At 54.5% G+C, this 25,932-nt stretch carries 24 protein-coding genes; 15 read left to right on the forward strand and 9 right to left on the reverse strand.

The window, feature by feature from the left end; genetic code table 11:
- Positions 1-21 precede the first annotated feature (21 nt).
- The 3 genes from rimK (at position 22) to rnd (ending at position 3,305) form a co-directional block, all read left to right on the forward strand.
- Positions 22-927: a 30S ribosomal protein S6--L-glutamate ligase gene (rimK, locus tag WA318_RS07700; RefSeq protein WP_114098801.1), complete on the forward strand. Its 906-nt coding sequence runs from the start codon at positions 22-24 to the stop codon at positions 925-927.
- 4 nt (positions 928-931) lie between these two features.
- On the forward strand, positions 932-2,011 hold the full coding sequence (locus tag WA318_RS07705) for a succinylglutamate desuccinylase/aspartoacylase family protein (RefSeq protein WP_114098800.1): 1,080 nt from the start codon (positions 932-934) through the stop codon (positions 2,009-2,011).
- 130 nt (positions 2,012-2,141) lie between these two features.
- Positions 2,142-3,305, forward strand: a complete 1,164-nt coding sequence (rnd, locus tag WA318_RS07710; RefSeq protein ID WP_114098799.1) for a ribonuclease D — start codon at positions 2,142-2,144, stop codon at positions 3,303-3,305.
- A 74-nt stretch (positions 3,306-3,379) separates the two neighbouring features.
- Here the strand turns inward: rnd and WA318_RS07715 are convergent, their stop codons facing one another.
- Entirely contained in the window at positions 3,380-3,958 is a 579-nt protein-coding gene (locus WA318_RS07715; protein WP_336080486.1) for a TetR/AcrR family transcriptional regulator, read from the reverse strand.
- Between the two features lie 178 nt (positions 3,959-4,136).
- Between WA318_RS07715 and WA318_RS07720 the strand changes: the two genes are divergently transcribed.
- Together WA318_RS07720 and WA318_RS07725 are read left to right on the forward strand one after the other, a co-directional pair.
- Complete coding sequence (locus tag WA318_RS07720; RefSeq protein WP_114098797.1) at positions 4,137-4,685, forward strand: carboxymuconolactone decarboxylase family protein; 549 nt, start codon at positions 4,137-4,139, stop codon at positions 4,683-4,685.
- 94 nt (positions 4,686-4,779) lie between these two features.
- Complete coding sequence (locus WA318_RS07725) at positions 4,780-5,244, forward strand: nuclear transport factor 2 family protein (protein ID WP_336080487.1); 465 nt, start codon at positions 4,780-4,782, stop codon at positions 5,242-5,244.
- A gap of 342 nt (positions 5,245-5,586) precedes the next feature.
- Here WA318_RS07725 and WA318_RS07730 read toward each other — a convergent pair whose 3' ends face one another.
- A complete protein-coding gene (locus WA318_RS07730; protein WP_336080488.1) occupies positions 5,587-6,042 on the reverse strand; it encodes a nuclear transport factor 2 family protein in 456 nt (151 codons plus the stop codon).
- A complete protein-coding gene (locus WA318_RS07735; protein WP_336080489.1) occupies positions 6,039-6,902 on the reverse strand; it encodes an SDR family oxidoreductase in 864 nt (287 codons plus the stop codon). Before WA318_RS07735 ends, WA318_RS07730 begins: the two co-directional genes overlap by 4 nt.
- Before the next feature lie 102 nt (positions 6,903-7,004).
- On the opposite strand from WA318_RS07735, the gene WA318_RS07740 reads away from it, so the two are divergent.
- On the forward strand, positions 7,005-7,919 hold the full coding sequence (locus WA318_RS07740; protein WP_336080490.1) for a LysR family transcriptional regulator: 915 nt from the start codon (positions 7,005-7,007) through the stop codon (positions 7,917-7,919).
- On the opposite strand, the gene WA318_RS07745 is transcribed toward WA318_RS07740, so the two are convergent.
- From WA318_RS07745 to WA318_RS07755, 3 genes are all read right to left on the reverse strand, one after another.
- Positions 7,916-9,199 (reverse strand): DUF1835 domain-containing protein, encoded by a 1,284-nt coding sequence (locus WA318_RS07745; protein WP_336080491.1) that lies wholly within the window; start codon positions 9,197-9,199, stop codon positions 7,916-7,918. The two genes, WA318_RS07740 and WA318_RS07745, sit on opposite strands and share 4 nt — an antisense overlap.
- Positions 9,200-9,357: 158 nt before the next feature.
- Positions 9,358-10,836, reverse strand: a complete 1,479-nt coding sequence (locus WA318_RS07750) for a Ppx/GppA family phosphatase (protein ID WP_336080492.1) — start codon at positions 10,834-10,836, stop codon at positions 9,358-9,360.
- Positions 10,837-10,881: 45 nt separating this feature from the next.
- A complete protein-coding gene (locus WA318_RS07755; RefSeq protein WP_114098784.1) occupies positions 10,882-13,029 on the reverse strand; it encodes an RNA degradosome polyphosphate kinase in 2,148 nt (715 codons plus the stop codon).
- A 178-nt stretch (positions 13,030-13,207) separates the two neighbouring features.
- Between WA318_RS07755 and WA318_RS07760 the strand changes: the two genes are divergently transcribed.
- The 4 genes from WA318_RS07760 to WA318_RS07775 all read left to right on the forward strand — a co-directional run bounded on the left by WA318_RS07760 (position 13,208) and on the right by WA318_RS07775 (position 17,752).
- Complete coding sequence (locus tag WA318_RS07760; protein WP_336080493.1) at positions 13,208-13,762, forward strand: SixA phosphatase family protein; 555 nt, start codon at positions 13,208-13,210, stop codon at positions 13,760-13,762.
- Positions 13,763-14,006: 244 nt separating this feature from the next.
- Complete coding sequence (gene aspS / locus WA318_RS07765) at positions 14,007-15,794, forward strand: aspartate--tRNA ligase (RefSeq protein ID WP_114098881.1); 1,788 nt, start codon at positions 14,007-14,009, stop codon at positions 15,792-15,794.
- Between the two features lie 156 nt (positions 15,795-15,950).
- Positions 15,951-16,901, forward strand: coding sequence for an SPOR domain-containing protein (locus WA318_RS07770; protein WP_336080494.1), 951 nt, complete (start codon positions 15,951-15,953; stop codon positions 16,899-16,901).
- Complete coding sequence (locus tag WA318_RS07775; protein WP_336080495.1) at positions 16,898-17,752, forward strand: EipB family protein; 855 nt, start codon at positions 16,898-16,900, stop codon at positions 17,750-17,752. The genes WA318_RS07770 and WA318_RS07775 overlap by 4 nt, the downstream gene beginning before the upstream one ends.
- 101 nt (positions 17,753-17,853) lie before the next feature.
- Here WA318_RS07775 and WA318_RS07780 read toward each other — a convergent pair whose 3' ends face one another.
- On the reverse strand, positions 17,854-18,171 hold the full coding sequence (locus WA318_RS07780; protein ID WP_068518198.1) for an ArsR/SmtB family transcription factor: 318 nt from the start codon (positions 18,169-18,171) through the stop codon (positions 17,854-17,856).
- Positions 18,172-18,853: 682 nt separating this feature from the next.
- Here WA318_RS07780 and WA318_RS07785 point away from each other — a divergent pair.
- The 5 genes from WA318_RS07785 to dxs all read left to right on the forward strand — a co-directional run bounded on the left by WA318_RS07785 (position 18,854) and on the right by dxs (position 24,096).
- Complete coding sequence (locus tag WA318_RS07785; RefSeq protein ID WP_114098782.1) at positions 18,854-19,783, forward strand: histone deacetylase family protein; 930 nt, start codon at positions 18,854-18,856, stop codon at positions 19,781-19,783.
- Between the two features lie 112 nt (positions 19,784-19,895).
- Entirely contained in the window at positions 19,896-20,159 is a 264-nt protein-coding gene (locus tag WA318_RS07790; protein WP_114098781.1) for an exodeoxyribonuclease VII small subunit, read from the forward strand.
- Between the two features lie 28 nt (positions 20,160-20,187).
- Entirely contained in the window at positions 20,188-21,084 is an 897-nt protein-coding gene (locus tag WA318_RS07795) for a polyprenyl synthetase family protein (protein ID WP_114098780.1), read from the forward strand.
- Between the two features lie 23 nt (positions 21,085-21,107).
- The gene (locus tag WA318_RS07800) at positions 21,108-22,076 is read left to right on the forward strand and encodes an alpha/beta hydrolase family protein (protein WP_336080496.1); all 969 of its coding nucleotides are present in this window, start codon (positions 21,108-21,110) and stop codon (positions 22,074-22,076) included.
- 100 nt (positions 22,077-22,176) lie between these two features.
- Complete coding sequence (gene dxs, locus WA318_RS07805; RefSeq protein ID WP_114098778.1) at positions 22,177-24,096, forward strand: 1-deoxy-D-xylulose-5-phosphate synthase; 1,920 nt, start codon at positions 22,177-22,179, stop codon at positions 24,094-24,096.
- An 85-nt stretch (positions 24,097-24,181) separates the two neighbouring features.
- Here dxs and WA318_RS07810 read toward each other — a convergent pair whose 3' ends face one another.
- Both WA318_RS07810 and WA318_RS07815 read right to left on the reverse strand, forming a co-directional pair.
- Positions 24,182-24,964 carry a glucose 1-dehydrogenase gene (locus tag WA318_RS07810; RefSeq protein ID WP_336080497.1) on the reverse strand — a complete coding sequence of 261 codons (783 nt, stop codon included), beginning with the start codon at positions 24,962-24,964 and terminating at the stop codon, positions 24,182-24,184.
- Between the two features lie 113 nt (positions 24,965-25,077).
- The gene (locus WA318_RS07815) at positions 25,078-25,791 is read right to left on the reverse strand and encodes a YkgJ family cysteine cluster protein (RefSeq protein ID WP_336080498.1); all 714 of its coding nucleotides are present in this window, start codon (positions 25,789-25,791) and stop codon (positions 25,078-25,080) included.
- Positions 25,792-25,932: the final 141 nt, after the last annotated feature.

A 25,932-nucleotide genomic window follows, 5' to 3' on the forward strand; every position in this document is an offset into this window, starting at 1 on the left:
CCGACCACGGGAGTTCATTGTATGAAAATCGCGATGCTTGCGCGGAATCCGAATCTTTACTCCCACAAACGGTTGGTCGAGGCTGCCGAAGCGCGTGGGCATGAGATCGACATCATCAGCACCTTGCGTGTTTCGATGAATATTACGTCGATGAAACCCGAAATCTATTATGGCGGCAAAAAGCTTCTGGGGTACGAAGCTGTCATTCCGCGCATTGGCGTTTCGGTTACGTCCTTCGGTCTGGCTGTTCTTCGCCAGTTCGAGATGATGGGTGTTTATCCGCTCAATGAATCGGTTGCGATTGGCCGTTCGCGCGACAAGCTGCGGTCGCTGCAGATCCTTGCGCGCCGTGGTGTTGGTCTGCCGGTAACGGCCTTTGCCCATGATCCGAAGAAAACCGACGAGGTTCTGTCGATTGTTGGTGGTGCGCCGGTGGTGATCAAGCTGCTTGAAGGAACGCAAGGGATCGGCGTGGTTCTTGGCGAAACCGAAAAGTCGGCGAAATCGGTTATCGAGGCTTTCCGTGGTGCCAGCGTGGACATCATGGTTCAGGAATTCATCAAGGAAGCGGGCAATACTGACATCCGTTGCTTTGTGATTGGTGGCAAGGTCGTTGCCAGCATGGAACGCAAGGGGGCCGAGGGCGATTTCCGGTCGAACATCCATCGCGGTGGTTCGGCGCGCTCTGTCCGTATTACTCCGCAGGAGCGATCAACAGCAGTTGAAGCCGCCAAGGCAATGGGGCTAAATGTCTGTGGTGTCGATATTTTGCGTTCGAACCACGGGCCTGTCGTGATGGAAGTCAACTCGTCACCGGGCCTTGAGGGGATCGAAGGTGCTACCGGCAAGGATATTGCCAGCATGATTATCGAATTCCTTGAGAAAGATTACCGTCCGGGCAAGGTCCGGACCAAAGGCAAAGGATGACGGCATGAGCGAAACCGGAACGGCCAAGGGAAAAAACAAAACTCCCAAGACCCCTGATTTTGAAATTGGCGGGAAAAAGGTTGCTCCGGGGACACGCAAGATTGTCGATATTCCGATCTCGCTTCTTTCCAATCACACGCCGGTCAATCTGACGGTCAATGTCGTTCACGGGAAACGCCCCGGTCCTGTTCTGTTTGTCAGCGGGGCGGTGCATGGTGACGAGATTGTCGGCGTGGAAGTCATCCGCCGCGTTCTGAAATCAGCAGGACTGCGCGGGATGCGCGGGACCTTGCTTGCGGTGCCGCTGGTCAATGCCTTCGGTTTTTTGAACCATACGCGCTATTTGCCTGACCGCCGCGACCTTAACCGCAGTTTTCCGGGGCATGCGCGTGGATCGCTGGCCGCCCAGCTTGCCCATCTTTTCCTCCATGAAATTGTTGAAAGGTCGGACTTCGGAATTGATCTTCATTCCGCGGCTGTTAACCGCGTTAACTTGCCCCAGATCAGGGTCAATGAAGACGATCCTGACATCATGGAATATGCCGAGGCCTTTGGCGCGCCGATCATTCTGACCAGCCCGTTGCGCGAAGGATCGCTTCGTCAGGCCGCACGCGAGCTGGGGGTGCCGATCCTGCTTTATGAAGCAGGCGAGGGGCTTCGCTTTGATGAAATGTCGATCCGGGCAGGGGTGTCGGGTGTTTTGCGCGTGATGCGCAAACTGGGCATGATATCGCAACGGACCATACGCGAACCGCGCGTGAAGTCGTTCAAGTCATCGAACAGTCACTGGCTGCGCGCGCCTGTCGGCGGCATCTTGCGGACATTCAAGATTGCCGGCGAGTTTGTCCATGCAGGCGACGTGGTGGCCGCCGTGGCCGACCCGTTCGGGCAAACCGATGAAGAAGTCTTTGCGCGTGAGGACGGCCTGATTATCGGGCGTACCAACCTTCCGATTGTCAATCAGGGGGACGCGCTGTTTCATGTGGCCTCGATCAAGCGACCATCCGAAGTGCAGGAACGCATGGATGCCATCGAAACCCATCTGCAATCTGATCCGTTGCTGGATGAAGACGAGATTATCTGACGAGATTATCCGAGGGACTTGAGTGGGCTGCGGCGATGTCTGGGTATCTGCTGTTGTCTGAATATATTGATGATCAGACCTGCATCGAAGCTACTGGCGAATTGATCCGGGCAATGCTATAGCAATCCTCATGGAACCTATTACAACTACAGAAGAACTGCGCACACTGTGTGAAAGCTTGCGCAAGTTCGAATATGTCACTGTCGATACCGAATTCATGCGGGATTCGACCTATTGGCCGCAACTGTGTCTTGTGCAGCTTGCAAGCCCTGAACATTCCGACAACGGTGCGGCGGTCGATCCGCTTGCCGAGGGCATTGACCTGACTCCGCTGTTTGACCTGATGCAGGATGAAAGCGTGATCAAGGTGTTTCACGCCGCCCGTCAGGATATCGAAATCTTTGTTCATCTGTCTGGCAAGGTGCCCCATCCGGTGTTTGACACCCAGGTGGCTGCCATGGTGCTGGGCTATGGTGATCAGGTTGGATATGAAACGCTGGTCAACAAGGTGGCGCGCAAAAGCATTGATAAATCGATGCGCTTTACCGACTGGTCGCGCCGTCCGCTTTCATCGAAACAGATCAGCTACGCGCTTTCGGATGTCACCCATCTGCGGGTGATCTTTGAAGACTTCCATGATCGTCTTGAGGCCAATGGCCGTGCCGTATGGCTCAATGAGGAAATGGAACGTCTGACCGATCCGTCGATCTATTCGATTGATCCGGCGGAAGCATGGTTGCGTCTCAAGACACGGTCCAACAGCCCGAAGTTTCTGGCAGTTGCTCGTGCGCTTGGCGAATGGCGTGAAACCGAGGCCCAGCGCAAGAACCTTCCACGGAATCGCATTCTGCGCGATGACACGCTTCTTGATATCGCCGCGCGTCAGCCGATGAGTGAAGAAGATCTCGACAAGACCCGGGGTGTTGGCCGTAATTTCGGAAGCTCCAAACCCGGTCAGGCGATCATCGAGGCCATCAAGGCAGCCCTGGACAGTCCGCAGGACCTGTGGCCGAAGCCCAAGCAGCGCATCGAACTTCCGGCCGGGATTGGCCCGACGGTAGAACTGCTTAAGGTGCTGCTAAAGCTTTGCGCCGAGGAAAAGGGTGTTGCCCAGCGTCTGGTGGCATCTGGCGATGATCTTCAGAACATTGCGGCTGATGATAATGCCGATGTTCCGGCCATGCATGGCTGGCGTCGTGATCTTTTTGGTCAGTATGCCTTGCGCCTTAAACACGGGCAGCTTGGTCTGAAACTTCAGAATGGCGAAGTTGTTCTTGTTGATCTGAACGACTAGGTAAATCTGACGACCGGATATACAAAAACGGGGCCGTAACGGGCCCCGTTTTGTTTTGTGGGGGGGGGGGGGACCTAAGCGGGCAGGGCCGCGTCAAGCAATCCCTTGGCAATCGATTTTGCCGTTTGGGCGGCATCAGGAAGGCCGCGTACCTGAGCGGTCACAATTGCGCCTTCCTTGAGTAGGGCGAGTTGTTCGGCAAGTGTGACCGGATCCCTGGCACCTGCATCCGCGCAAAGGCCGGCGATGTAGTCGAGAACCGATTGTTTGTGTTCAGCTGCAAGGCGGTGGGCTGGATGATCGGATTGTGAAAACTCGCCCGATGCATTGATAAAGGCGCAGCCCGCAAAGCCGAGTCCCTTAAAGGCACGTCCCCGGAACCATTGTTCCAGGGCATCAAACATCGCAAGAAGCTGTTCGCGCGGGTGATCAGATGCCTTTGTCATCTCGCCGGCAAGCCATTCACGAAACTGTTCATCCCGGCGTTGCAGCGCGGCAAGGATCAATTCATCCTTGGATTTGAAGTGCTTGTACATGGTCATTTTGGCGACGCCGGACTCGGCCAGAATTTTGTCAATTCCAGTGGCGTTGAAGCCCTGTGTGTAGAACAGGCGCAAGGCAGTATCGACAAGATCGTCGCGTTTTGATCGCACTTTTATATCTCCAATAGTCAGACCGGTCTGTATTCTTTTGCCCTGAAAGTCGCAGAAAAGCAATAGTTTCAAAATTTCAGAATGATCGTTTTAAAAATATGTTTGACAAGTAGACAGACCTGTCTGTATTCATGTTGATACTTGAATACGAACATTTCGCTATTGAGGAGAAAACCCCATGACCAGAATTACACTTCCTGCGTCGATTGACGCCGCACCTGCAGCTGCCCAGCCGCTTCTTGAGGCCGTCAACAAACAGCTCGGTGTCGTGCCGAACCTTTTCCGTCTGACCGCAAACAGCCCGGCTGCCCTTGAAGGGTATCTTGGTTTGAATGGTGCCCTGGCAAAGGGCGCACTTGACGCCCAGACCCGCGAACGCATCGCGCTTGCTGTTGCCCAGATCAATGGTTGTGACTATTGCCTGTCAGCGCATAGCTATCTTGGTAAAAACCTTGCCAAGCTTGATGATGCCGAAATCGCAGCCAACCGTAATGGCAAGTCGAGCGATCAGAAGGCCAATGCTGCCGTGCGTTTCGCGGTTGCACTGGTTCACCAGCGCGGGCAGGTCAGCGAGGAAGACGTCAATGCCGTCAAGTCAGCTGGTTACAGCGAAGCCGAGCTTGTCGAAATTGTTGCGCATGTCGCGCTGAACACCCTCACCAATTACCTCAACGAGGCATTTGGCACCCCGATTGACTTCCCGGTAGTGCGCGCTGCGGCTGCGTAACATTCCGGTGCGCCCCGGTCGACGGTCCCCCCTCCGCATATCTGCCCGCGTCGACCGGGGTCTTTTTCCTGATGACAGTCCAAGGATGAAAACCATGTCACGTCCACCACTTCCGCCCTTTGATCTTGAAACCGCTACGCAAAAGGTTCGCTTGGCCGAAGACGGCTGGAACGGGCAAGACCCGAGTAAAGTTGCACTGGCCTATACCGAGGACAGCCGTTGGCGTAACCGCGCCGAGATCTTTGAAGGACGTGAAAACATCGTCGCCTTCCTGACCCGCAAGTGGGAGAAGGAGCGGGAATATCGTCTGATCAAGGAACTTTGGGCATTCCGTGAAAATCGAATTGCGGTGCGTTTTGCCTATGAATATCGCGATGACAGCGGCAACTGGTTTCGTGCCTATGGCAATGAAAACTGGGAATTTGATGAACATGGCCTGATGCGCCATCGCGTTGCCTCGATCAATGACAAGCCGATTACTGAACAGGAACGGCTGTTCCACTGGCCGCTTGGCCGCCGTCCCGATGATCATCCGGGATTGTCCGAACTCGGACTTTGAAACAACCCAAACCGATTACCCCGCCATGTTCCGGTGCCTTAAACGGATAGGAAAGTTCGGCGGAAGCAAGTTCTACCCGGCAGGCAAGGTGGTGCGTCCCCGGTGCCGACTTGCCTGCCTCCCCGCAAAGGAACCTGAACATGATTGTCAAATATGTCGTCTTTTCGATCACATCGACCGCCGTGCTTTTCGTTTCTTCCCTGCTGGCGTTTGCTCCGTAATGTCAGTTCCAGGATGTCTCCCTGTAAACTTGCCGGGGCCCGTTCGGGCCCCGTTTTCTTATCTAGACAAACAGCCGCCCGGAATGTCGGGCGGCTGTTTGTTTGTTGCGGTGCCAGTGGTCTAAAACATGGTGTTGTCGTGAGCCTGTTGGTCAGGAACAGGCTGGGAAACATCCCAATGCTCGACAATCTTGCCATCTGCATCAAGCCGGAAGATATCTATCACTGCACTTTCGCCCTGTGCGGACGTGGAGCGAACATGAAGTGTGACCAGATCATCCTGGGCAATTGTCCGGACGATGTCAGCATGGATCGAAGGATCGGCCTTCAGCCAGCCTGTGATGGCTGAGCGGAACCCTTCAATGCCGTCAGGCGCAAAGGGGTTATGCTGAATATATTCATCGCCCATAAACTTGGTAATCGCGCCATCGACATTATGCTGGTTAAAAACCATCTCATAGAATGCGACGGTATTGGCGGTATTGCGATCCTCTATCTCGCCTGCGTGAAGCGGGTGCGTGATAGTGAGCAAGGCCATGAGTAACGCTGACCGCAGAATGGATTTTGATCCGGTCATTTGAGCGCTCCGGCAATAAAGTCCTCAACAGATTGCGGTTTGCGTCCGACAAGTTTTTCGAAATCGTCACTGACGGTTTCGTAGTCACCTTTCTTGGCGCCAACATAAAGACCGGCAAGGGCTTCGACCAGATGACCCGGCAGCCCGATGCCATTGAGGATGCCGACATGGACATCAGCGGGCAGGTCGGCAAACTGAATATCCTTGCCGGTGGCCTTGGCGATGTAACCTGCGATCTCGGTATGGGTGACGGCCTTGCCGCCGGTCAGATCATAGATTTTGTTGATATGTGCGGTCGGATTGGCAAGCACGGTTGCTGCTGCTTCGGCCAGATCATTGCGCGGGATATAGGTGATTTTGGCATCCCCAGCCGGTGCGCCATAAGCGCCGGTTTCAAGAGCATGCGGCACACCGGCCAGCAGCAGGTCGGCATAGAAGCTGTTGCGCAGCAGGGTATAGTCCAGGCCGCTTGCCTTGATGTAATTCTCGGTATCAAGATGGATGGCCGAATAGGTGAAATCGGCATCCGCACGCGGATTGACAATGCTGGTATAGACCAGATGTCTAACCCCGGCAGCCTTGGCTGCATCAACTGCGGTGCGATGCTGTGCAATGCGCGTGGCGTTATCGGCCTCTGCCGAAATGATCAGGACGGTATCAATGCCCTTGAACGCGGTCGTCATCAAAGCAAGGTCGTCAAAATCGCCATGGCGCACATCAATGCCCTGGGTGGCAAGCTGATCGGCCTTTGCAGGTGTCCGAACGCTTACGGCGATCTGATTGGCGGGAAGGTGATCCAGAAGATGTTTTACAACGAGGCTTCCAAGTTGGCCGGTTGCGCCGGTAATCAGTGTTTTCATGTCAAATTCTCCGGATAAGGGGCAGGCGGCGCCTGTGAATAACACGGAGTTTGACGGCAATAAGTTATATGATCAATTCGATGAATATGATAATTAATATGCATGAATATCGATGAATTGGATCTTGATTATCGTTTGCTGCGTCTGTTTCTGACCATCTATGACGAAGGGTCGGTAACAGCTGCGGCCAATCGCCTTGGTGTCGGTCAGCCAACCGTCAGTCACGGGCTTGACCGGTTGCGCCAGATCGTTGGTGATCCGTTGTTTGTAAGATCGGGACGGTCGATCTCGCCAACCGCACATGCCGATGAAATTGCACCGCAAATTCGCGTGCTGTTGCAAGGCATGCGGGATCTGACCCGCGTGGTAACATTTAATCCCGATAATCCGGATCACTTCGCGCGCTTTACTCTTGGTGCCAATGACTATGAAGTCGCGGTGGTCCTGCCGGCCTTGATGCAACGTTTACAGGCGTGCAAGGCGGATATCCGGCTCAAGATTCTGTCGATTAGTGGCGAGGACCATTTTGTCAGCTTGCTCCGCAACGGCAAAATTGACCATGCCATAAGTATTCAGTCAGCGGGCAAACATGCTGATATCGCGATGCAGGCCCTGTTTCGCGAACGGATGCGTTGCTTTTATGATCCGGCTTTCCACGATGGGCCACCCGATACGTTGGATCGTTATTGCGCAGCAGATCATGCGCGCGTGATCATCGGGGCGAATGATGTGTCGGCGATTGATGATATGCTTCGTGCCGCTGGCCGATCTCGCCGCACGGCACTACAAGTTTCAACCTTTGCCAGTATTCCAAACCTGATCCGCGGGACCAAGATCATCGCGACATTACCGTCACGGCTGTCGGAAAACATGATGGGGGGCTTTGCGACCTGCGAGTTTCCGCTGGCGTTTCCCGGATATGGATTTGCTCAATACTGGCATGTCCGGAATGCGGCGAATGCTGCACATAAATGGCTCCGCAGCGAGATTTTCAGGATTGCACGCAACCTGATCTAGTTCTTCGAGATGCCGTTTCCGGCAATTTCAATTCCGCCGACCCATCGGGTGCCGGTGAAGGTTTTCAGGAAGTTGAGTTTTCCCGACAGGGTTTCGGTACCTTCCGGCGTCAGGGAGATGGTGCGGGTTGGCCAATCCTGATTGTTGTCACCTGACAGGGTGAAAGGTGGCGTCGTGGATTTCATCATTGTCTGAATTTCGGTCCAGAACATCAGGTCGCCAAGATAGGGAAGCGGGTCGTAACTTCGCATCAGATGACCAAAGACCTTCCCGACTGTCAGCGGCCCATGGTCGGCAATGATCTGAAGGATCAGTTTCTGGGTCAGGCCAAGCCCGGTTTGCGGATCGGGGCGTTCGGCGTGATGACGTTTCAATGCCGCAATCATATGGGGCAAGGACGTGTCGCCTTTTTCAATGACGGATTGCAGGGCATCAGGGCTGGATGATCGAACGGCCTGCCAAGCCGACTGTCCGGCATGCAGCATGGCTTCGGACACAGGTAGCCGATGGTTCTCCCAGCACCAGATCAGAAGTTCCGGGGAGAGCTGCCCCAGACCGATGAAGCGTTCAACGCCGGGGACCTGTCCAACCGATATCAGTTCAAGGCGTGTGTTCGGTCGGGTGGCGGCGATGAAATCCATCAGAAATGCCAAAATCAGCTGATCGTAACTGTCATGTTCGAACCAGAGAACAACATGTTCGTAGTCGCTCAGGGTTGTTAAAGCGCCATATTCCCGTTGGCATCGTGCAAGAGCGTCTTTGGGGATAATCTGATAGCTACTGGCAATGAAATCGGCCCTGACTGATACAAATTCATCAAGCGGCAGGTTTGGCACCGGTCCCTGACAGAACGGGTCGGCAAATTCCAGAAAGTCTCCCAGGAAACCGGCAATCTGAAGTCCGTTGCGGATATCCGAACCACATCGCAGATGAAGGGTGTTCCCGGTGTCAGGCATCGGCTGCGTGCCGGTTGCGATCTGGCGGGTGTGTTCGGTGATACGGTCAATGTGATGTTTGAGTTTTGGCCAACTGGCAAAGCCGTTTTCGCGCGCGATCACCATCTGGGCATCGGCGAGCTTGGTCCCTGAAATTTCTGTATTCGGGATCGTTTGGCCGTTTTGCGCAAGGCGTTCGATTGCATCGGGATCAGAAGCGTGCAGGGCACGCAAAAGTTCCTTGGCACGTTTGCGTTGCTGTTCAAGGCTCAAGCGCCCGTCAAAGACAAGACGTGATGGTGCAGAAGAGGTTTTGTCGGATTTGGATGTACGTGACGCGGACATACGATTCCCCTGATGATGGGGCCTGTGTCCGCCTGACAGGCAAGGAAACCGTTTGTTTCATATGCGTTCTAGAGTGGGCGCAGCCCTTTCCGCGGACGGGGTGCCGAAAGGCAACCCCAAAATAGCGGTTTTGTATGCGAAAGCAAACCGTTCCTGAATTATTTCAGACGGACTTCGCTTTCGCGGTTCATCAGTTTGGCAAGCTTTGAAAGCCGTTGTTCAACAACCTCGCCATAGAGTGTCGAGACCTTTTCATCGAACTCAAGGATCAGCTTGTCACCTTCAAGCAGAAGCCGGGTTTGTTGCAAAATCCCTTCAACCCCGCCCGAAAGCGTATGCCCAAGTCGAATGACATGACCAAACAGGCGACCGGTCAGACGGGCATCATCATCAAGGATCCGGTCGCTGGCTTCATCACCCTTGAAATTGCCGGTATAGCGCGACCCGATTGTGTAGGCGAGAAACACCCGGTCATGATGGTTCAGATCAAGATAGGGGTGACGCAGAATGCGGTTATAGCTCTGTATTGCGCGATAATCAGGATGTTCGTTCCAGCCGACATCGCCAATGATACAGGCTGCAAGGCGCAAGCGTTCGATATTGTCAGGCAGTTCGGAGAAGATGGGCGCACACCAGCGTGCGACTTCCTCGCCATGCTGATGGAAGCGTTCACCGTCCTCGGCGAAGCTGAGGCAGGCATCAAGAAGCGGGTCGCGCTGGCGCAAGTCTTCTGGCAGGACTTCATACATCCAGCCTTCACGCAGGCCATGGCCGGAAAAGACGACCTCGTTCGGGCGCATGCGCGCCAACAGCATGTTCATGACAAGGGCGGCATGGGGCAGGCTGTCGACACGGCGTTTGGAGACACCGCCAATCTTTTCAAGCGAGATACGGCTTTGCTGCGAAATAATGTGGGTCAGTTCATCCATTTCGGATCGGGGCATTGCTAGGTTATGCACCACAGAAATCGGATAGTTTTCCTGGGCGATGAACAGTTTGGCAATCGAACGCCATGATCCGCCAACCGCAAAAAGCTGCTGCCCGCTTGCTTCGGAGAGCCAGTCGACACTGTCAAGATAACGGGTGATTTCGGCGGTCAGGCGCGCACGGTTCGAACCGAATACGGCATGAAGACGCATGGCCCCGAGGGGAAGGCTGACGCGCTTTTTAATCTCGCCCCGATCAAGCAGGACGAGTTCAAGCGACCCGCCACCAATATCACCCATAATGCCACTTGCAACCGGGTCACCGGAAATAATGCCAAGGGCAGAAAGCCGCGCTTCTTCAAGGCCGTCAATTACCTTGACCGTCAGTCCGGTTTCCCTTGCAATGCGATCACAAAACAGTTTGCCGTCACTTGCCGCGCGCACAGCAGCGGTGGCAAGAACATCTACACGAGCGATCTTCATGGCACGCAAAAGCGTTGCAAACCGCTGCATGGCGACCACGGCAAGCTCGACCCCCTCGGGGTTGAGCTTGCCGGTGTCTTCGGGGTCGCGTCCCAGTCCGCACATGACTTTCTCGTTGAAAATCGGGACTGGGGCACGTGTCATGCCATCGAAAATGACAAGGCGCACAGAGTTTGAGCCAACATCAATAATCGCGATGCGGTTGGAAGCCCGTTGGTCAGTTAGCATACTGTTGATGGCACCTGTTGGTCGTGTGTCTGCATCTTGGAAGGATCAATCATCAAGCTGCAGAACGGGGACATTCGGGTCCTCTTCATTCAGGGCGCTACCGCGGCCTGACAGGGACGGGTTGGTCATGAAATACTGGTGTGACGAAAACGCCTTTTCACCGGCTTCGCAGCGTTCATAGGAACCGTCAGCTTGCAGGTACCAGGCCTGTGCCGTGTCTTTGAGGTTGGCAATCATGATCTGTTCAACAATCTGGCGCTGACAGGTCGGATTTTCAACCGGAACAAGGGTTTCAACACGACGGTTCAAATTACGCGGCATCCAGTCCGCAGACGAGATAAATGCCTTGGCCTTGCGCGACGGAAGCTTTGCCCCATTGGCAAAGACCACAATACGCGAATGTTCAAGGAAGCGACCGACAATCGATTTGACCCGGATATTTTCCGAAAGCCCCGGCACACCCGGACGCAAACAGCAAATCCCGCGCACCACCAGTTCAACATGCACACCGGCCTGGCTTGCCCGATAGAGCGCATCAATCACAACCGGATCGACCAGACTGTTCATCTTGGCCCAGATGCCACATGGCTTGCCAGCCTTGCAGTTTTCGATTTCCTGATCGATATGGGTCAAAAGTGTCGGGCGGAGTGTATGCGGGGCAATCGCGATCTTTTCAAGGGAACGCGGGGTCGCATAACCGGTCATGAAGTTAAAGATGCTTGCCGCATCGCGCCCCAAAGCCGGATCGCAGGAGAAGAATGAAATGTCGGTATAGAACTTCGCGGTGATCGGGTGATAGTTCCCGGTCCCGAAATGGACATAGGTTTTAAGGCCGTGGGTTTCGCGGCGGACAACCAGCGACACCTTGGCATGGGTTTTCCAGTCAAGGAAGCCATAAACCACCTGACAGCCGGCACGTTCAAGGTCAGCCGCCCAGCGCAGGTTGGCTTCCTCGTCAAAGCGGGCCTTGAGTTCGACCATGGCGGTAACTGATTTGCCGGCCTCGGCAGCCGCAATCAGGGCTTTGACAATCGGGCTGTTTTCCGAGGTACGATAAAGGGTCTGCTTGATGGTGACGACATCCGGGTCGCGTGCAGCCTGAAGCAGGAACTGCACCACCACGTCGAAATCTTCGAACGGGTGGTGAACCACAAGGTCCTTTTTGCTGATGGCAGCAAAGCAATCACCGCCAAAGTCACGAACACGTTCCGGGTAACGCGCCGCATAGGGGGCAAACAAAAGGTCATGATGCAGATCGGAATCGATCAGCTGTTTGACATCGACAACCCCCAGAAGACCGTCAACCTTGACGACTTCTTCAAGGGCGACATCAAGTTCATCAATGACAAAGTCCAGCAGGTCTTCGGGGATTGCCGCATTGACCTTAAGGCGGATGATGCTGCCGCGACGGCGACGTTTCAGGGCAGTTTTGAAAACGCGCACCAGATCTTCTGCTTCTTCCTCGATCTCGACATCCGAGTCACGGATAACACGGAAGAAGCCATGTTCGATCATGTCAAAGCCCGGGAACAGCTTGCCAAGATACAGCAAGATCGCCTGTTCGACCGGAAGATAGCGTTCATTGCGACCCGGCAGACGCAGGAAGCGCCCGATCTTTTGCGGGACCGGGATCAGGCCGCGCATATTGTGCCCGTCAGCCGGATCAAACAGCTGCATCACAATGGCAAAGCCAAGGTTGGGAATGAAGGGGAAGGGGTGTGACGGATCAATGGCAAGCGGTGTCAGGGTCGGGAAGATTTCGCGCATGAAATAGCCGTCAAGCCATTTGCGGTCCGTCTGGGTCAGGTCGGACTGATCAATGACCGAAATGCCCTGTTGTTCCATTTCGCGGCTAAGCTGTCGCCATATGCGTTGCTGATCCTGCATCAGCTGGTTGGCATCAAAGGTAATGGCGCGCAGCTGCTCGGACGGGCTCATACCATCCTGACTGACCTTGGTCATGCCTGCGCGTAACTGACCGACGAGACCTGCGACGCGCACCATGTAAAATTCATCAAGGTTGCTGGCCGAGATCGACAGAAAGCGCAAGCGTTCAAGCAGCGGGTGCCCGCTATTCTGGGCTTCTTCAAGAACGCGATTGTTGAAAGCCAGCCACGAAAGTTCGCGGTTTATGAAACGGCTTTCCGAATCAATGGTGATCGCGCTTGATTGAACTGCAGCGGCGTGTGTCACGCTATGCCTCCTGCGGATTGAGGGAATGTCTTTGAATTTATGCGACAGTTCCCGGTTGCAAATGGAGTATAGGATAACTGTTTGCGCCCGTGCAATTTTCTTAAATTTATGTGTCAGTTTTTCTGATGGCGCTGCAGGCTTCTATATGGCATGGAAGAACACCGTTTGATCATCATTCATGGCTGTAAAGACCGAAGACATGAAGACGTTGCTGTTGCTCAGGCATGCAAAATCAAGCTGGTCCGACCCCGGTCGGGCCGACCATGACCGTGAACTCAACCGTCGTGGCGAAAAGGCGGCACCATTTATGGGACGTTTCCTGCGTGAGCAGGCCCTGATACCTGATCTTGTCTGGTGTTCGACGGCGGCTCGCACGGTGCAGACACTTGGTCTTCTGGGGCGCGATTTTGCCACCCATGCCGATGTGATCTATAGCGAAGATCTTTATATGGCCGGTGAAAGCGTGTTGCTTGAAAGCCTTCATCACACCCATGAAGACGCGACGTCGGTGATGTTTATCGGCCATAATCCCGGTATCGAGATGTTTGCGCAGGCACTGTTCGGGACCGGGGACGCCGAGGCCCGAGATGCAATGGCGCGCAAATATCCGACATGCGCGCTGGCGCATTTCAAATTTGATGTGGAAAACTGGACGGATATCACCTTTGGCTCCGGCACCCTGATCGGCTTTACCAAGGTCAAGGATTTGCAGGCAATCAAGGTCGGATCGTGACGAACTGGCGATCTGCAAGACGGTGATATGCAAGACGGGCACTTGACGCGCCGCCTTCGAGAGCGTTTTATACCGCGGAAATTTTGACGCCGCGTATGAACGGCAGTGAACACATCACCGCGAAACGTTCCGAAATTGTCGGAACGGGTCTGTTGTGGTGCGTTTTTTGTTTGACAGCGCGTGTCTGGCATGCACCTTTGCGGCCAAATTGGCGGCCCAAAATATAAAGCAACCTGGAATGACAATGCATCCTTATCGCTCACATAATTGTAATGCGCTGCGCGCGACTGACGCAGATGCGGAAGTTCGTCTGTCTGGCTGGATTCACCGTAAGCGTGACCACGGCAACCTTCTGTTTGTTGACCTGCGCGACCATTACGGCATCACCCAGGTCGTGATCGACATCTCCAGCCCGCTGTTTGAAACGCTTGATAAAGCGCGCGCCGAAAGCGTGATCACGGTCGATGGCAAGGTTGTCAAACGTACTGCGGAAACCATCAACCCGAATCTGCCGACCGGCGAGATTGAGGTTTATGCATCGAATATCGAAGTTCAGTCCGCGGCTGAAGTTCTGCCGATGCCGGTCTTTGGCGACGTTGAATATGGCGAGGAAATCCGCCTGCGTCACCGTTACCTTGATCTGCGTCGCGAAAGTGTTCATTCGAACATCGTTCTGCGTTCGAAGGTCATTTCGGCCATGCGTCAGAAAATGACTGCACAGGGCTTCCTTGAAATCCAGACCCCGATCCTGACGGCAAGCTCGCCGGAAGGCGCACGTGACTTCCTGGTTCCGTCGCGTATGCATCCGGGCAAGTTCTATGCGCTGCCGCAGGCTCCGCAGCAGTTCAAACAGCTTCTGATGGTTTCTGGCTTTGACCGTTACTTCCAGATTGCACCGTGCTTCCGCGATGAAGATGCACGTGCTGACCGCTCGCCGGGTGAATTCTATCAGCTCGACTTCGAGATGGCCTTTGCCACCCAGGAAGACGTGTTCGCCGCGATCGAGCCGGTTCTCTATGAGATCTTTGTCGAGTTCGGCGGTGGTCGTGATGTTACCCCGTTCCCGTTCCCGCGTATTCCGTTCGATGAATCGATGGCGAAATACGGTTCGGACAAGCCGGATCTGCGTAACCCGCTTCTGATTTCCGATGTAACCGAGCCGTTCCGTGGTTCGAGCTTTGGTATCTTTGCCTCGAACATCGAAAAAGGTTCGGTCGTTCGCGCCATTCAGGCAACCGGTGCCGCTTCGCGTCCGCGCAGCTTCTTTGACAAGCTGAACTCATGGGCACGTGACGAGGGTGCGGCTGGTCTTGGCTATATCGTTTATGGCGAAGACGGCGAAGCAAAAGGCCCGATTGCCAAGAACCTTGATGCCGATCGTATTGCGCAGATCAAGGAAATCGCAGGCGTATCGAACGGCGATGCTGTGTTCTTCGTGTGTGACAAGGCCTTGGCTGCGGCCAAGTTTGCAGGCAAGGTCCGTGACAAGGTCTGTGACGAACTTGAACTGCGCGAAGAAGGTATGTTCAAGTTCTGCTGGATTGTTGACTTCCCGATGTATGAGGAAGATGACGACGGCAAGATCGAATTCAGCCACAACCCGTTCTCGATGCCGCAGGGCGGTCTTGAGTCGCTTGAAAACATGAACCCGCTTGATATCAAGGCCTGGCAGTATGACATCGTGTGTAACGGTATCGAGCTGTCGTCGGGTGCCATTCGTAACCACCGTCCGGACATCATGTACAAGGCGTTCGAAATTGCCGGTTACGGTCAGGACGTGGTCGAAGAACAGTTTGGCGGCATGCTTAACGCGTTCAAATTCGGCGCACCGCCGCACGGTGGTTCTGCCCCGGGTGTTGACCGTATCGTCATGTTGCTTGCTGACGAGCCGAACATTCGCGAAGTCATTGCCTTCCCGCTGAACCAGCAGGCACAGGATCTTATGATGAACGCGCCTTCGAATGTCGAAGACAAGCAGCTTAAAGAACTGCATCTGCGTGTGCAGCTGCCGCCGAAGGCGAAAAAAGACTGATTATGTTTCGGGGCTTCGGGCCCGGATATATCATGTGATGAACGGCCCGGTTTTGTCCGGGCCGTTTTCTTTTGTGCCAACTGGTTACCTAATATTAACTGCCGATGCGCCAAAGTACCGCGAAGATAACAAATTTGATCCTTCGGGGGATGGCCTGTGAAAAAGATACTCGTTGTGGCTGCACCATTGGCACTCGGTGCGTGCGGTGGGCCGATTGAGCTTACCGTTGCCAAGCTGGCAGGTGACTTGATCAGCTATGTCACCACAGGAAAAAGCACGACAGATCATGCCGTGTCCATCGTTGCCGAACAGGATTGCGCGCTGCATCGTCCGCTGTTTGATCAGGATATCTGCAAGGACGACGAAATCGTTCTTGCCGAAGAAGCAGCAGCACTCGCCCCACTGGGCGAGCCGGAAATCAAACAGGAAATCCGTACCGCCCGACCCGAGATTTATGCGGTCAATGCGCCCGCTGAGAACTGGTCACGCCCGGTTGATATGAATGCAACGCCGATTATCAAGACCGATCTTCCGCCGCGTGCAACAATTGCCCAAACCGAACTTGGCGCGCCCGCAAATGAAAAGCCGGTCGAAGTCGCCTCGGCATCCGAGCAGTTCGATGCCGGTGATGTTGTGTCCTATGGCAATGAAGGCAATGTGCTTGATCCGCAGGCCGAAGCCGATGCCGCGATTGCCGGTTATGTTCCCGACGCCAAACCGGCAGAAACCGCGCAACCCGAAACAATGACAGCTGCCCTGGTTGATGCCGCGGTTATGACTGATGACAATGCGCCTGTGGCCAATGCAACCGGGATTGATGCAGCGGTCGATGGCAAGGGATTGGCTGGTGATGTACTTGCAGCACCTCTGCCGGGTGATTATGTGATCTTGGCAAGTTTTGCCAATGAAGCCCGTGCGCAGAAGGCCCTTGAGATTTACAACGAATATCAGCCCCGGCTTTTGACCGCGCTTGTGAATGGTCGCAATTATATGCGGGTTGCAGTCGGTCCGCTTTCGGCAGAACATGCAAATGATTTACGCCTTCTTGCTGTCAAAAAGGGTGTTAAAGATCCCTGGATTGTCGGGATTGGCGCCACCGGAGAGTGATATTGTCGGTTTTGTTTTCGAAGTTTGAAGAAAGTCGGCGTTCCTTCGCAGGAACGCTGATCTTGTGTTTGGGGCTTGCAGGATGTGCGGCACAGGCTGGAAGTGTTTCCAGTGTCGAAAGTGCAATGGTCCCGCATGTCGCGGAATATCATTTCAAGATGACCCGTTCTGATCAGGGGAGTTCGGTGGTTGATGCATCGGGTGTCCTTGGTTATCGCTTTGAAAAAATGTGCGATGGCTGGGTCACTGAAATGCAGCAGATCATGATTCTGCAAGGCGCGGAAGGAACCGCAATCAATTCAGCCTATTCCATGACCCAGTGGGAAGACTTTGCAGGCGCGCATTATCGTTTCCGGATGAGCGACTATCTTGATGGTACCAAGGTTGATGAAATCGTCGGATCGGCCGTCCGTGAAAGCGACGCTGTCAAGGTGACCTATCAGGTCCCGGTTGAAGTGACCGAGGAACTCCCGGCAGATACGATGTTCCCGACGCAGCATTCGGCAATGTTGCTTGAGCGCGCAGCGGCCGGTGAGAAATTTGGCAATGATCTTGTCTTTGATGGCAGTGGTGAAACACCGACCAACCGGATTGCCGTGGTCATTTCAGATCAAAAGAAGCCGGACCATAATGCTGATGATCCTGACAAGATCGCAACGACGCTGTTCCATCGCATGAATTTGGCATTCTATCCGCTGGGTGCTGCTGAAAATGGTCCTTCGACCGAGATGGCGGTGGATTTCGGGCTGAATGGGGTCGCCCATGCCATGCGGTTCGACTATGGCGAGTTCGAGGTGCTGGGAACGCTTGATAAGGTATCGTTACTGCCGCAGCCTGATTGCGGATCATGATCCGACGGGCATGCTGTTGCGTGTGATATGGTGTTAAGCCACAAAAAAAAGCCTGCCACAAATGGCAGGCTTTTTTTTGTGGGGGATTACCCTGATCATTTTCACGCAGCAGCGGCATTGCTGCTGGTATCGCAATAAAGCCCATAGAGTGTCTTGATGACACGCAGAGCTTCGTCACCATGCAACGAGTAGAAAATGGTCTGTGCCTCGCGACGGGTTTTAACAAGTTTGTCACGACGCAGGCGTGCAAGGTGCTGCGACAGGGCGGACTGGCTTAGCCCGACGATACGTTCGAGTTCGCCAACGGACTTTTCGCCTTCGTTAAGTTGGCAAAGAATAAGCAGTCTGCTCTGATTGCTCATGGCCTTTAACAGGGTGCTCGCCTGTTGGGCCTTTTGTTCTAAATGGTTTAGTTCCATTTGGCTTCCTTATAAGCCTGGCCGCAAGCGGCCATTGTCCCAATGAAAATCCGATTTTTTTTGTCATTTGATCCCATCAAAGCAGATGAAGATCATGCGACCGGAGTTTCCATTCCTTATACAACCTGAAAGGTTGTGGCTCTTGAACCCACCAAACACTAATGTTTGGCTCGTTCTTATTCTCAAGTATATGCCGGTTCTGTCAAGATGCAGTTTATTCTCAACAGGACATCATTTGATTGTTACTCGGTTGGAATACCTCGCGATACACCGGATTTCCGCGTTGATATCAGAAAGTTCACTGATAAGCGTTTCTTGATCCACCCCCTGACTTTTGCAAGGCTTAAAGGCAAAAATGCGCCGAATTACGGGCAATTTATCGTCGAAAGGTGTCTTTTGCGTCGCTTTCAGGAACTTCGTCGATTACGCAAATCTAACATCGAGAAAAAGGCGAAACTGTGAAGGTGATTGCAATTTTAACGGTCAGAGGTCGCCCGGTTTGGCTTGAAAAATAACCAAAGAACTTGCAGCGCCCATGGGGGATATGCTGATTTAGAACAAAGCGGCGCGCCCGGCGTCGCGATTATGATACCAAAATCACGCATATAAGCAGGAGATGCGCAGCATAATCCTGCAAGACCCGATCATATTGCTGATCCAATCAGGAAGGCGACCAAAAGAGATGGCGACACTGTTCGTTACGCATCACGATTGCATTGAACATGATACCGGCCCGGGCCACCCGGAAAGCTCGGACCGATTGCGCGTCATTCAGCGTGTTTTCGAGGCCGAGGAATTCATGTTTCTGCACCGGGAAGAAGCCCCGCTGGGCGATATGGACCTGATCAAGGCTGTGCATGATCCGGCCTATGTCGACAAGGTGATGGCGTCTATTCCGGAAAGCGGGATCAAGTCACTTGATGGCGATACCTATATTTCGCCAAAATCGGGCAAGGCGGCGCTGCGTGCTGTCGGCGGGGCATGCGTTGCCGTTGACGCGGTCGTGGACGGTCATGAACATAATGCCTTTGTTGCCACGCGTCCGCCCGGACACCATGCCGAATATGACCGGGCGATGGGATTCTGTCTGTTTAACAATGCCGCGATTGCCGCCCATTACGCGCGCAAGCGTTACGGTTTGAAACGCATCGCAGTGATGGATTTTGACGTTCATCATGGCAATGGTACGCAAGATTTGTTCTTTAACGATCCGGATCTGTTTTATTGTTCGACCCATCAATGGCCGCTTTATCCCGGCACCGGTGCCGAGACAGAACGGGGCTGTGCCAACAATATTCTTAATGTCGGATTGCCTGCAGGTGCCGGAACAGCCGAACTTCAGGCGGCCTTTAATGAAACCGTGATTCCGGGCATTTCAGCTTTCAAGCCGGAACTTCTGATCGTTTCGGCGGGGTTTGACGCCCACAAGAACGATCCGCTGGCAGGCCTGTGCTTCGAGACCGACGATTTCGTCTGGATCACCCGGCAATTAATGGCGCTTGCCGATGCGCAATGCGAGGGGCGTCTGGTGTCGCTTCTTGAGGGCGGATATGATTTGCCGTCGCTTGCCGAAAGTGTGCTGCAGCATGTGCGAACCCTTATGACGGGCTAAGGGATGGCGACTGTTATCCTAATGTTTAGACAAGACGAAATTCCACTCTGTCTGGTTGCCCTGATCAGGACTTACGCGTAAACTCCGGCGCACTCAAAGAAATGGAGCTTACATGTCCGAGGCTACTTCATCTTCCGCCATCCCTGATGATATCGCAAAACTCAGCTTTGAAGAGGCATTGGGTCAGCTAGAGACCCTTGTCCGCCAGCTTGAGCAGGGCCAGGTTGGACTGGATGACGCGATTGCATCATATGAACGTGGTGCAGCCCTGAAACGTCATTGTGCGGACAAGTTACGTGCGGCCGAAGAGCGCATTGAAAAAATCACCCTGAATGCGGATGGCCGCCCGTCGGCAACCCCAATTGAAATTGAATAGGGCGATTGCCCCTTAACTTTCGGAGACCGTGGTGAGTTACGACCTGCTTGCCGGACTGAGTGCAGCGTCTGCCGATCTTGGTGAGACACTCGACAAAATTTTACCGCGTGCCAATGGCCAGATTGAGCAGCGCCTGTTTCAGGCGATGCGTTATTCCACCTTGGGCGAGGGCAAACGCCTGCGCCCGTTTCTGGTGCTGAGCTCGGCATCTTTGTTCAAGGTGTCACGCCATTCTGCTTTGCGCGTTGCTGCGGCGGTCGAGATGGTTCACAGCTATTCGCTGATCCATGATGATCTGCCCGCGATGGATGATGATGATCTGCGGCGCGGCAAGCCAAGCTGCCACAAGCAGTTTGACGAGGCGACCGCAATCCTTGCCGGTGATGCGCTTCTGACCCAGGCATTCGAAGTTCTGGCAGACGAAGACACCCATCCTGATCCGCGTGTCTGTACCGATCTTGTGCGTGCGCTTGCCCGTGCGGCGGGGCCGCATGGCATGGTGGGGGGCCAGATGATCGATCTGGCGGGCGAAGGCCAGTCCCTTGATCAGGCACAGGTAACCCACCTTCATCTGCTGAAAACCGGTCGGATGTTTGCCTTTGCCTGCGAAGCCGGTGCCATTCTTGGCAAGGCACCCAAAAGCATTCGCATGGCGTTGCGTTCCTATGCCCATGACATGGGCTTGGCATTCCAGATCAAGGATGACCTGCTTGATGTCGAGGCAAGTTCCGAAGAACTTGGCAAGACCGCAGGCAAGGATATCGATCAGGACAAGTCGACCTTTGTCAAATTGCTGGGGCTGGAACAGGCCCGCGATCAGGCAAAGATGCTGTGTGACCAGGCGATCAACCATCTGAGCTGCTTTGACGATGAAGCCGAACCGCTGCGTGCAGTGGCGCGGTTCGTTGTTGAACGCGGCCGGTAAGCCAGACAGTCACGCGCCCCACCATGACTGATCAGCCAAAATATACAGCCGGTTTTCGTGACCGGCTGTTTGACAAGGACCCGTTCCCGCTTGCGATCTGGTATCCGGCAGAAATGCCGGAAAAGCCGGTGCGTCATATGGGGGTGGCATCCAGTGCTGCGCGCAATGTGCCCTTTGCCGGTGACGGGCCGTTTCCGATTGTGATGTTTTCGCATGGATCGGAAGGCCATCGGTTTAACCAGTTCTGGTTGGCGGAATATCTGGCACGGCGCGGCTATATCGTGGCCGCCCCGCAGCATGAAGGGGATAATTACCTTGATGCATCCGATGCAAGGCAATTGACGATCATTGAACGACGTCCGCGCGAAATGCGTCTGGCGCTTGATCTGTTGCTCGATCATCGGGAAATCGCCGATCACATCGACCCGGGTCGCATTTACGCGCTGGGCCATTCGGCTGGCGGGGCGACGGTCCTTAAGCTGGCTGGCTGGGATTTTGATGCCAAGGCTTGGCAAAGTTACTGTGCGCTCAATGCCGAAAGTGACAGGGTGATTTGCCAGTTTGCGCCAACGGATGATCACATTGACCAGCTTCATGCCGCCAATGGCGGGCCGGTGGTTTCGGAATATGATCCGAGGATTGCGGCAATCATCGCAGTGACACCGGCATTCGGTGTGGCGGCCACTGATGATGGCCTGTCGGATGTTTCCGTGCCGATGCTGTTTGTCGAGGCCGATAGAGACGAAATTCTGCATGATCACGTCAATGCCGCGCATTTCCGAAAGCTTCTGCGCGGTCGGGCAAAGTTTGTCCGGGTCAAAGGGGCCGGGCACTATTCATTCTTACCCCAATGTACCCCGTATATTGCTGAAAACTTTGGCTATTTATGCCGTGATTTCGGTCGTGAACGCGATGCTATTCATCGCACTGTCGAACAAGTTGTTTACGGCTTTCTCGAACGTGTGAAATCAGGTGAAATTCAGGGTCGCTAATTCAGTTGAACCTCGCTATTTTACGCAGCTTGCAACTTGGACATGGAAACGTCACCCTGTTGTAATCTACGCCATATAAAAATTGAAAATCGAGATCGGTATGAGCACGACCTCCAAGACCCCGCTGTTGGATACGATTAACACTCCTGACGAGCTGCGCAAATTGCAGCCTGCGCAGATGCGACAGGTGGCAGACGAATTGCGCGCCGAGGTGATTGATGCCGTATCTGTCACGGGCGGACATCTTGGTGCAGGCCTTGGTGTGGTTGAGCTGACGGTTGCGATCCATTACCTGTTTGATACGCCGTATGACCGCGTGATCTGGGATGTCGGCCATCAGTGCTATCCGCATAAAATCCTGACCGGGCGTCGTGACCGTATTCGCACGCTACGTCAGGGCGGTGGTCTTTCGGGTTTCACCAAGCGATCCGAGTCCGAATATGATCCGTTCGGGGCCGGCCACAGCTCCACCTCGATCTCGGCCGGTCTTGGCATGGCGGTGGCCAACCAGCTTTCCGATGACAAGCGCAAGAATGTCATTGCCGTGATCGGCGACGGGTCGATGAGTGCGGGCATGGCCTATGAAGCCATGAACAATGCTGCGGCCACCGACCAGCGTTTGATTGTCATCCTGAACGATAACGACATGTCGATTGCCCCGCCGGTGGGTTCCATGTCGGGTTATCTGTCACGCCTGATTTCCGGCAAGGGCTATCAGGGGCTGCGCAACGCTGCGAAGGGCCTGACAAAGCATCTGCCGCGCCAGATCGAAGAAGCTGCGCGCAAGCTTGAAGAATATACCCGTGGCATGGTCACGGGCGGGACCCTGTTTGAAGAAATGGGATTCTTCTATGTCGGTCCGATTGATGGTCACAACATGGATCATCTGTTGCCGGTACTTAAAAATGTGCGTGATGCCGATGTTGATGGTCCGATCCTGATCCATGCGGTCACGCAAAAGGGCAAGGGTTATGGCCCGGCCGAAAGTGCCGCAGACAAATATCATGGCGTTGCCAAGTTTGATGTGGTGACCGGGAAACAGGCCAAGCCGACCCCGAATGCGCCAAGCTACACCAAGGTGTATGGCGAAACGCTGGTCAAGCTTGGTGAAAAGGACGAAAAAGTCACGGCAATTACCGCCGCCATGCCATCGGGCACCGGTGTGAATATCTTTGCCGACCGTTTCCCGGATCGTGCCTTTGACGTTGGTATTGCTGAACAGCACGCGGTGACCTTTGCCGCCGGTATGGCGTGCGAGGGCTACAAGCCGTTTTGCACGCTTTATTCGACCTTCCTGCAGCGTGGCTATGATCAGGTTGTTCATGATGTTGCGATCCAGAACCTTCCGGTGCGTTTTGCAATGGACCGTGCCGGTCTGGTCGGCGCGGATGGTGCAACCCATGCCGGGGCCTATGACATTGCCTATCTTGGCTGTTTGCCGAACTTTGTTCTGATGGCTGCTGCTGATGAGGCGGAACTGGTTCACATGACCACGACCGCATGGGCGATTGATGACCGGCCGAGTGCGTTCCGCTATCCGCGTGGCGAGGGTGTTGGTGTTGAAATGCCGACCGAGGGACAGGTTCTTGAAATCGGCAAGGGCCGTATTCTGCGCGAAGGTGGAAAGATTGCCATTCTGTCCTATGGCACGCGGTTGGCAGAAGCACTTCTGGCGGCAGAGGATCTGGCAGCGCGCGGTCTTCCGGCAACGGTTGCCGATGCACGCTTTGCCAAGCCGCTTGATCACCAGTTGATCGCCGATCTTGCCCGCAATCATGAAGTCCTGATCACCATCGAAGAAGGCTCGATCAACGGCTTTGGCGCGATGGTCCTTCAGCACATGGCAGGGCAGGGGCTTTTGGATAACGGTCTTAAAATCCGTACCATGGCATTGCCCGATAGCCTGATTGACCACGACAAGCCGGAGATCCAGTATCAGAAAGCCGGTCTGGATGCCGCAGCTATTGTCAAAACGGCCCTTGGTGCGCTTGGTCTGAGCGAGAGCAAGGCGCGGGCCTAAACCGGATTGATCATCGGGTCTGTTGAAATACAAACAGCGCAGATAGCGATATCTGCGCTGTTTTCATTTGGGAGACTGGCGGACCTTATTCGACGTAAATCATCTTGTGCGTCATGCCGCCATCAATGCGGATGGTTTCACCCGTCATAAAGCCCGATTTCGTTGCATCCAGAAGGAAGCTTACCGCCTGTGCAATGTCGTTTGGGGTGCCGACGCGCCCGACCGGATGTTGGGATTTGTCGGTTTCACTATGTTCGGGTCGGGATCGGTTGGATGATTTCTGCCAGTCGCCGACTTCGATCCAGCCCGGGGCAATGGCATTGACGCGAACGTCGCCCGCAAGGCTGACCGCAAGGGCGTGGGTCAGGGCAACGACACCACCCTTGGATGCGGCATAGGATTCTGTATTGGCTTCGGATTGAAACGCGCGGGTCGATGCGATGTTCACAATCGCACCCTTGGTGTGGCGCAGATGTTGTGTTGCATGTTTGGTCGCAAGGAACACACCACCCAGATTGACATTGATCACACGCTGCCACTGATCCCATTCAATGTGCTCAATACCACCCGAACGCGGATTTGCAATGCCGGCATTATTGACCAGACCATCAATGCGCCCGAACCGGTCAACGGTTTGCTGAACAGCAAGTTTGACGTCGCTTTCGTTTGCGACGTCACCAGCGATGAACAGGGCGCGGTCCTGCTGTTCGGGGGCAAGGGCGTCAAAGGCCTCTTTGCCGGCGTCTTCATCGCGATCAAACAGCGTTACCCGCCAACCGGTATCAAGAAGGTGTTTTGAAATGCCAAGACCCAGACCCTGTGCCGCACCTGTGACAAAAGCGACCAGTTGATCAGACGCGTTGCTCATATTTGCCCCGTGTTCGAGTGTGGAAAATAGGATCGGCCAGAACAGCCGACTTGCGGAAAATGGTCCTGTTTTTCAGGGATTGCAATGGCTGGTGGCGCGGAAGTGCAGATTGCTCAGACAGATGGCGACTTGATCGCGGGATCAAGCTGATCAAGCAGCGCATGCACAAAGCCCTTTTGCCGCGGGTTCAGGTTTCGCCGCGAGGCTGTCTGTTGCAGGGCGTCGGTCGCCTCGATATGCAGGCGGTAATGGCCCGGGTCCTGATCAATTGTTGTTGCACGTTCGCTGTCATCCCCAAAGACCATCCTGTGACAGCGTCCTGCATCCGATGAGGTAAAGGCACGGCAGGACAGCGGACGGACATCATAGATGCTACAGCGGTTATCTTCGCCCAGAAGCGGGCAGCGCACGCGAACCTCGGCCGTTGTTTTCGACTGTTCGATGATCGCTGCGGCATTTTTTAAACGGGCAAGAAGGTCTGTCTGTTCGCGGTGATCAAATGTCTTGCGTATGTGATCGGCAATCAGGCTTGTGACACCGGGTGGAACACTGACAAACAGATTGCAGCAAGCGCTGCATTGATCGCAGCAATCGTGATGCTGCGGATTTGGGAAACTCGATGCGATGGCCTTAGAGGCCGTGTCGACCATGGACATTGCCAAACGTGCGGCATCGGCCATGGTTGGCTGGGCATCAAGGGCATGTTCAAGTTCGCGCCGGAAGGTCTGGAACATCTCGTCATAGCGACGCGATGCCTCGCAGGTGAGCGCACCTGTGGTGGCAATACTTTGCGATATCTTGTCAATGGCGTCGTCAAGTTCGGCCATATATCCCAGCGTCTTCCTGATGGGCGCATTAAGGTTACCAGCGCCGTGGTTGTTATCTGTTTTCTAATTTAGCATCTTGGCGTTCTAAATCCTAACAAGGACATAACAGCAGGTAACGGAAGGGGAAACGTCGGGTCGATG

This window comes from Thalassospira sp. CH_XMU1448-2, assembly GCF_037027285.1.
In the GTDB taxonomy this organism is placed as follows: Bacteria; Pseudomonadota; Alphaproteobacteria; order Rhodospirillales; family Thalassospiraceae; genus Thalassospira; species Thalassospira profundimaris_C.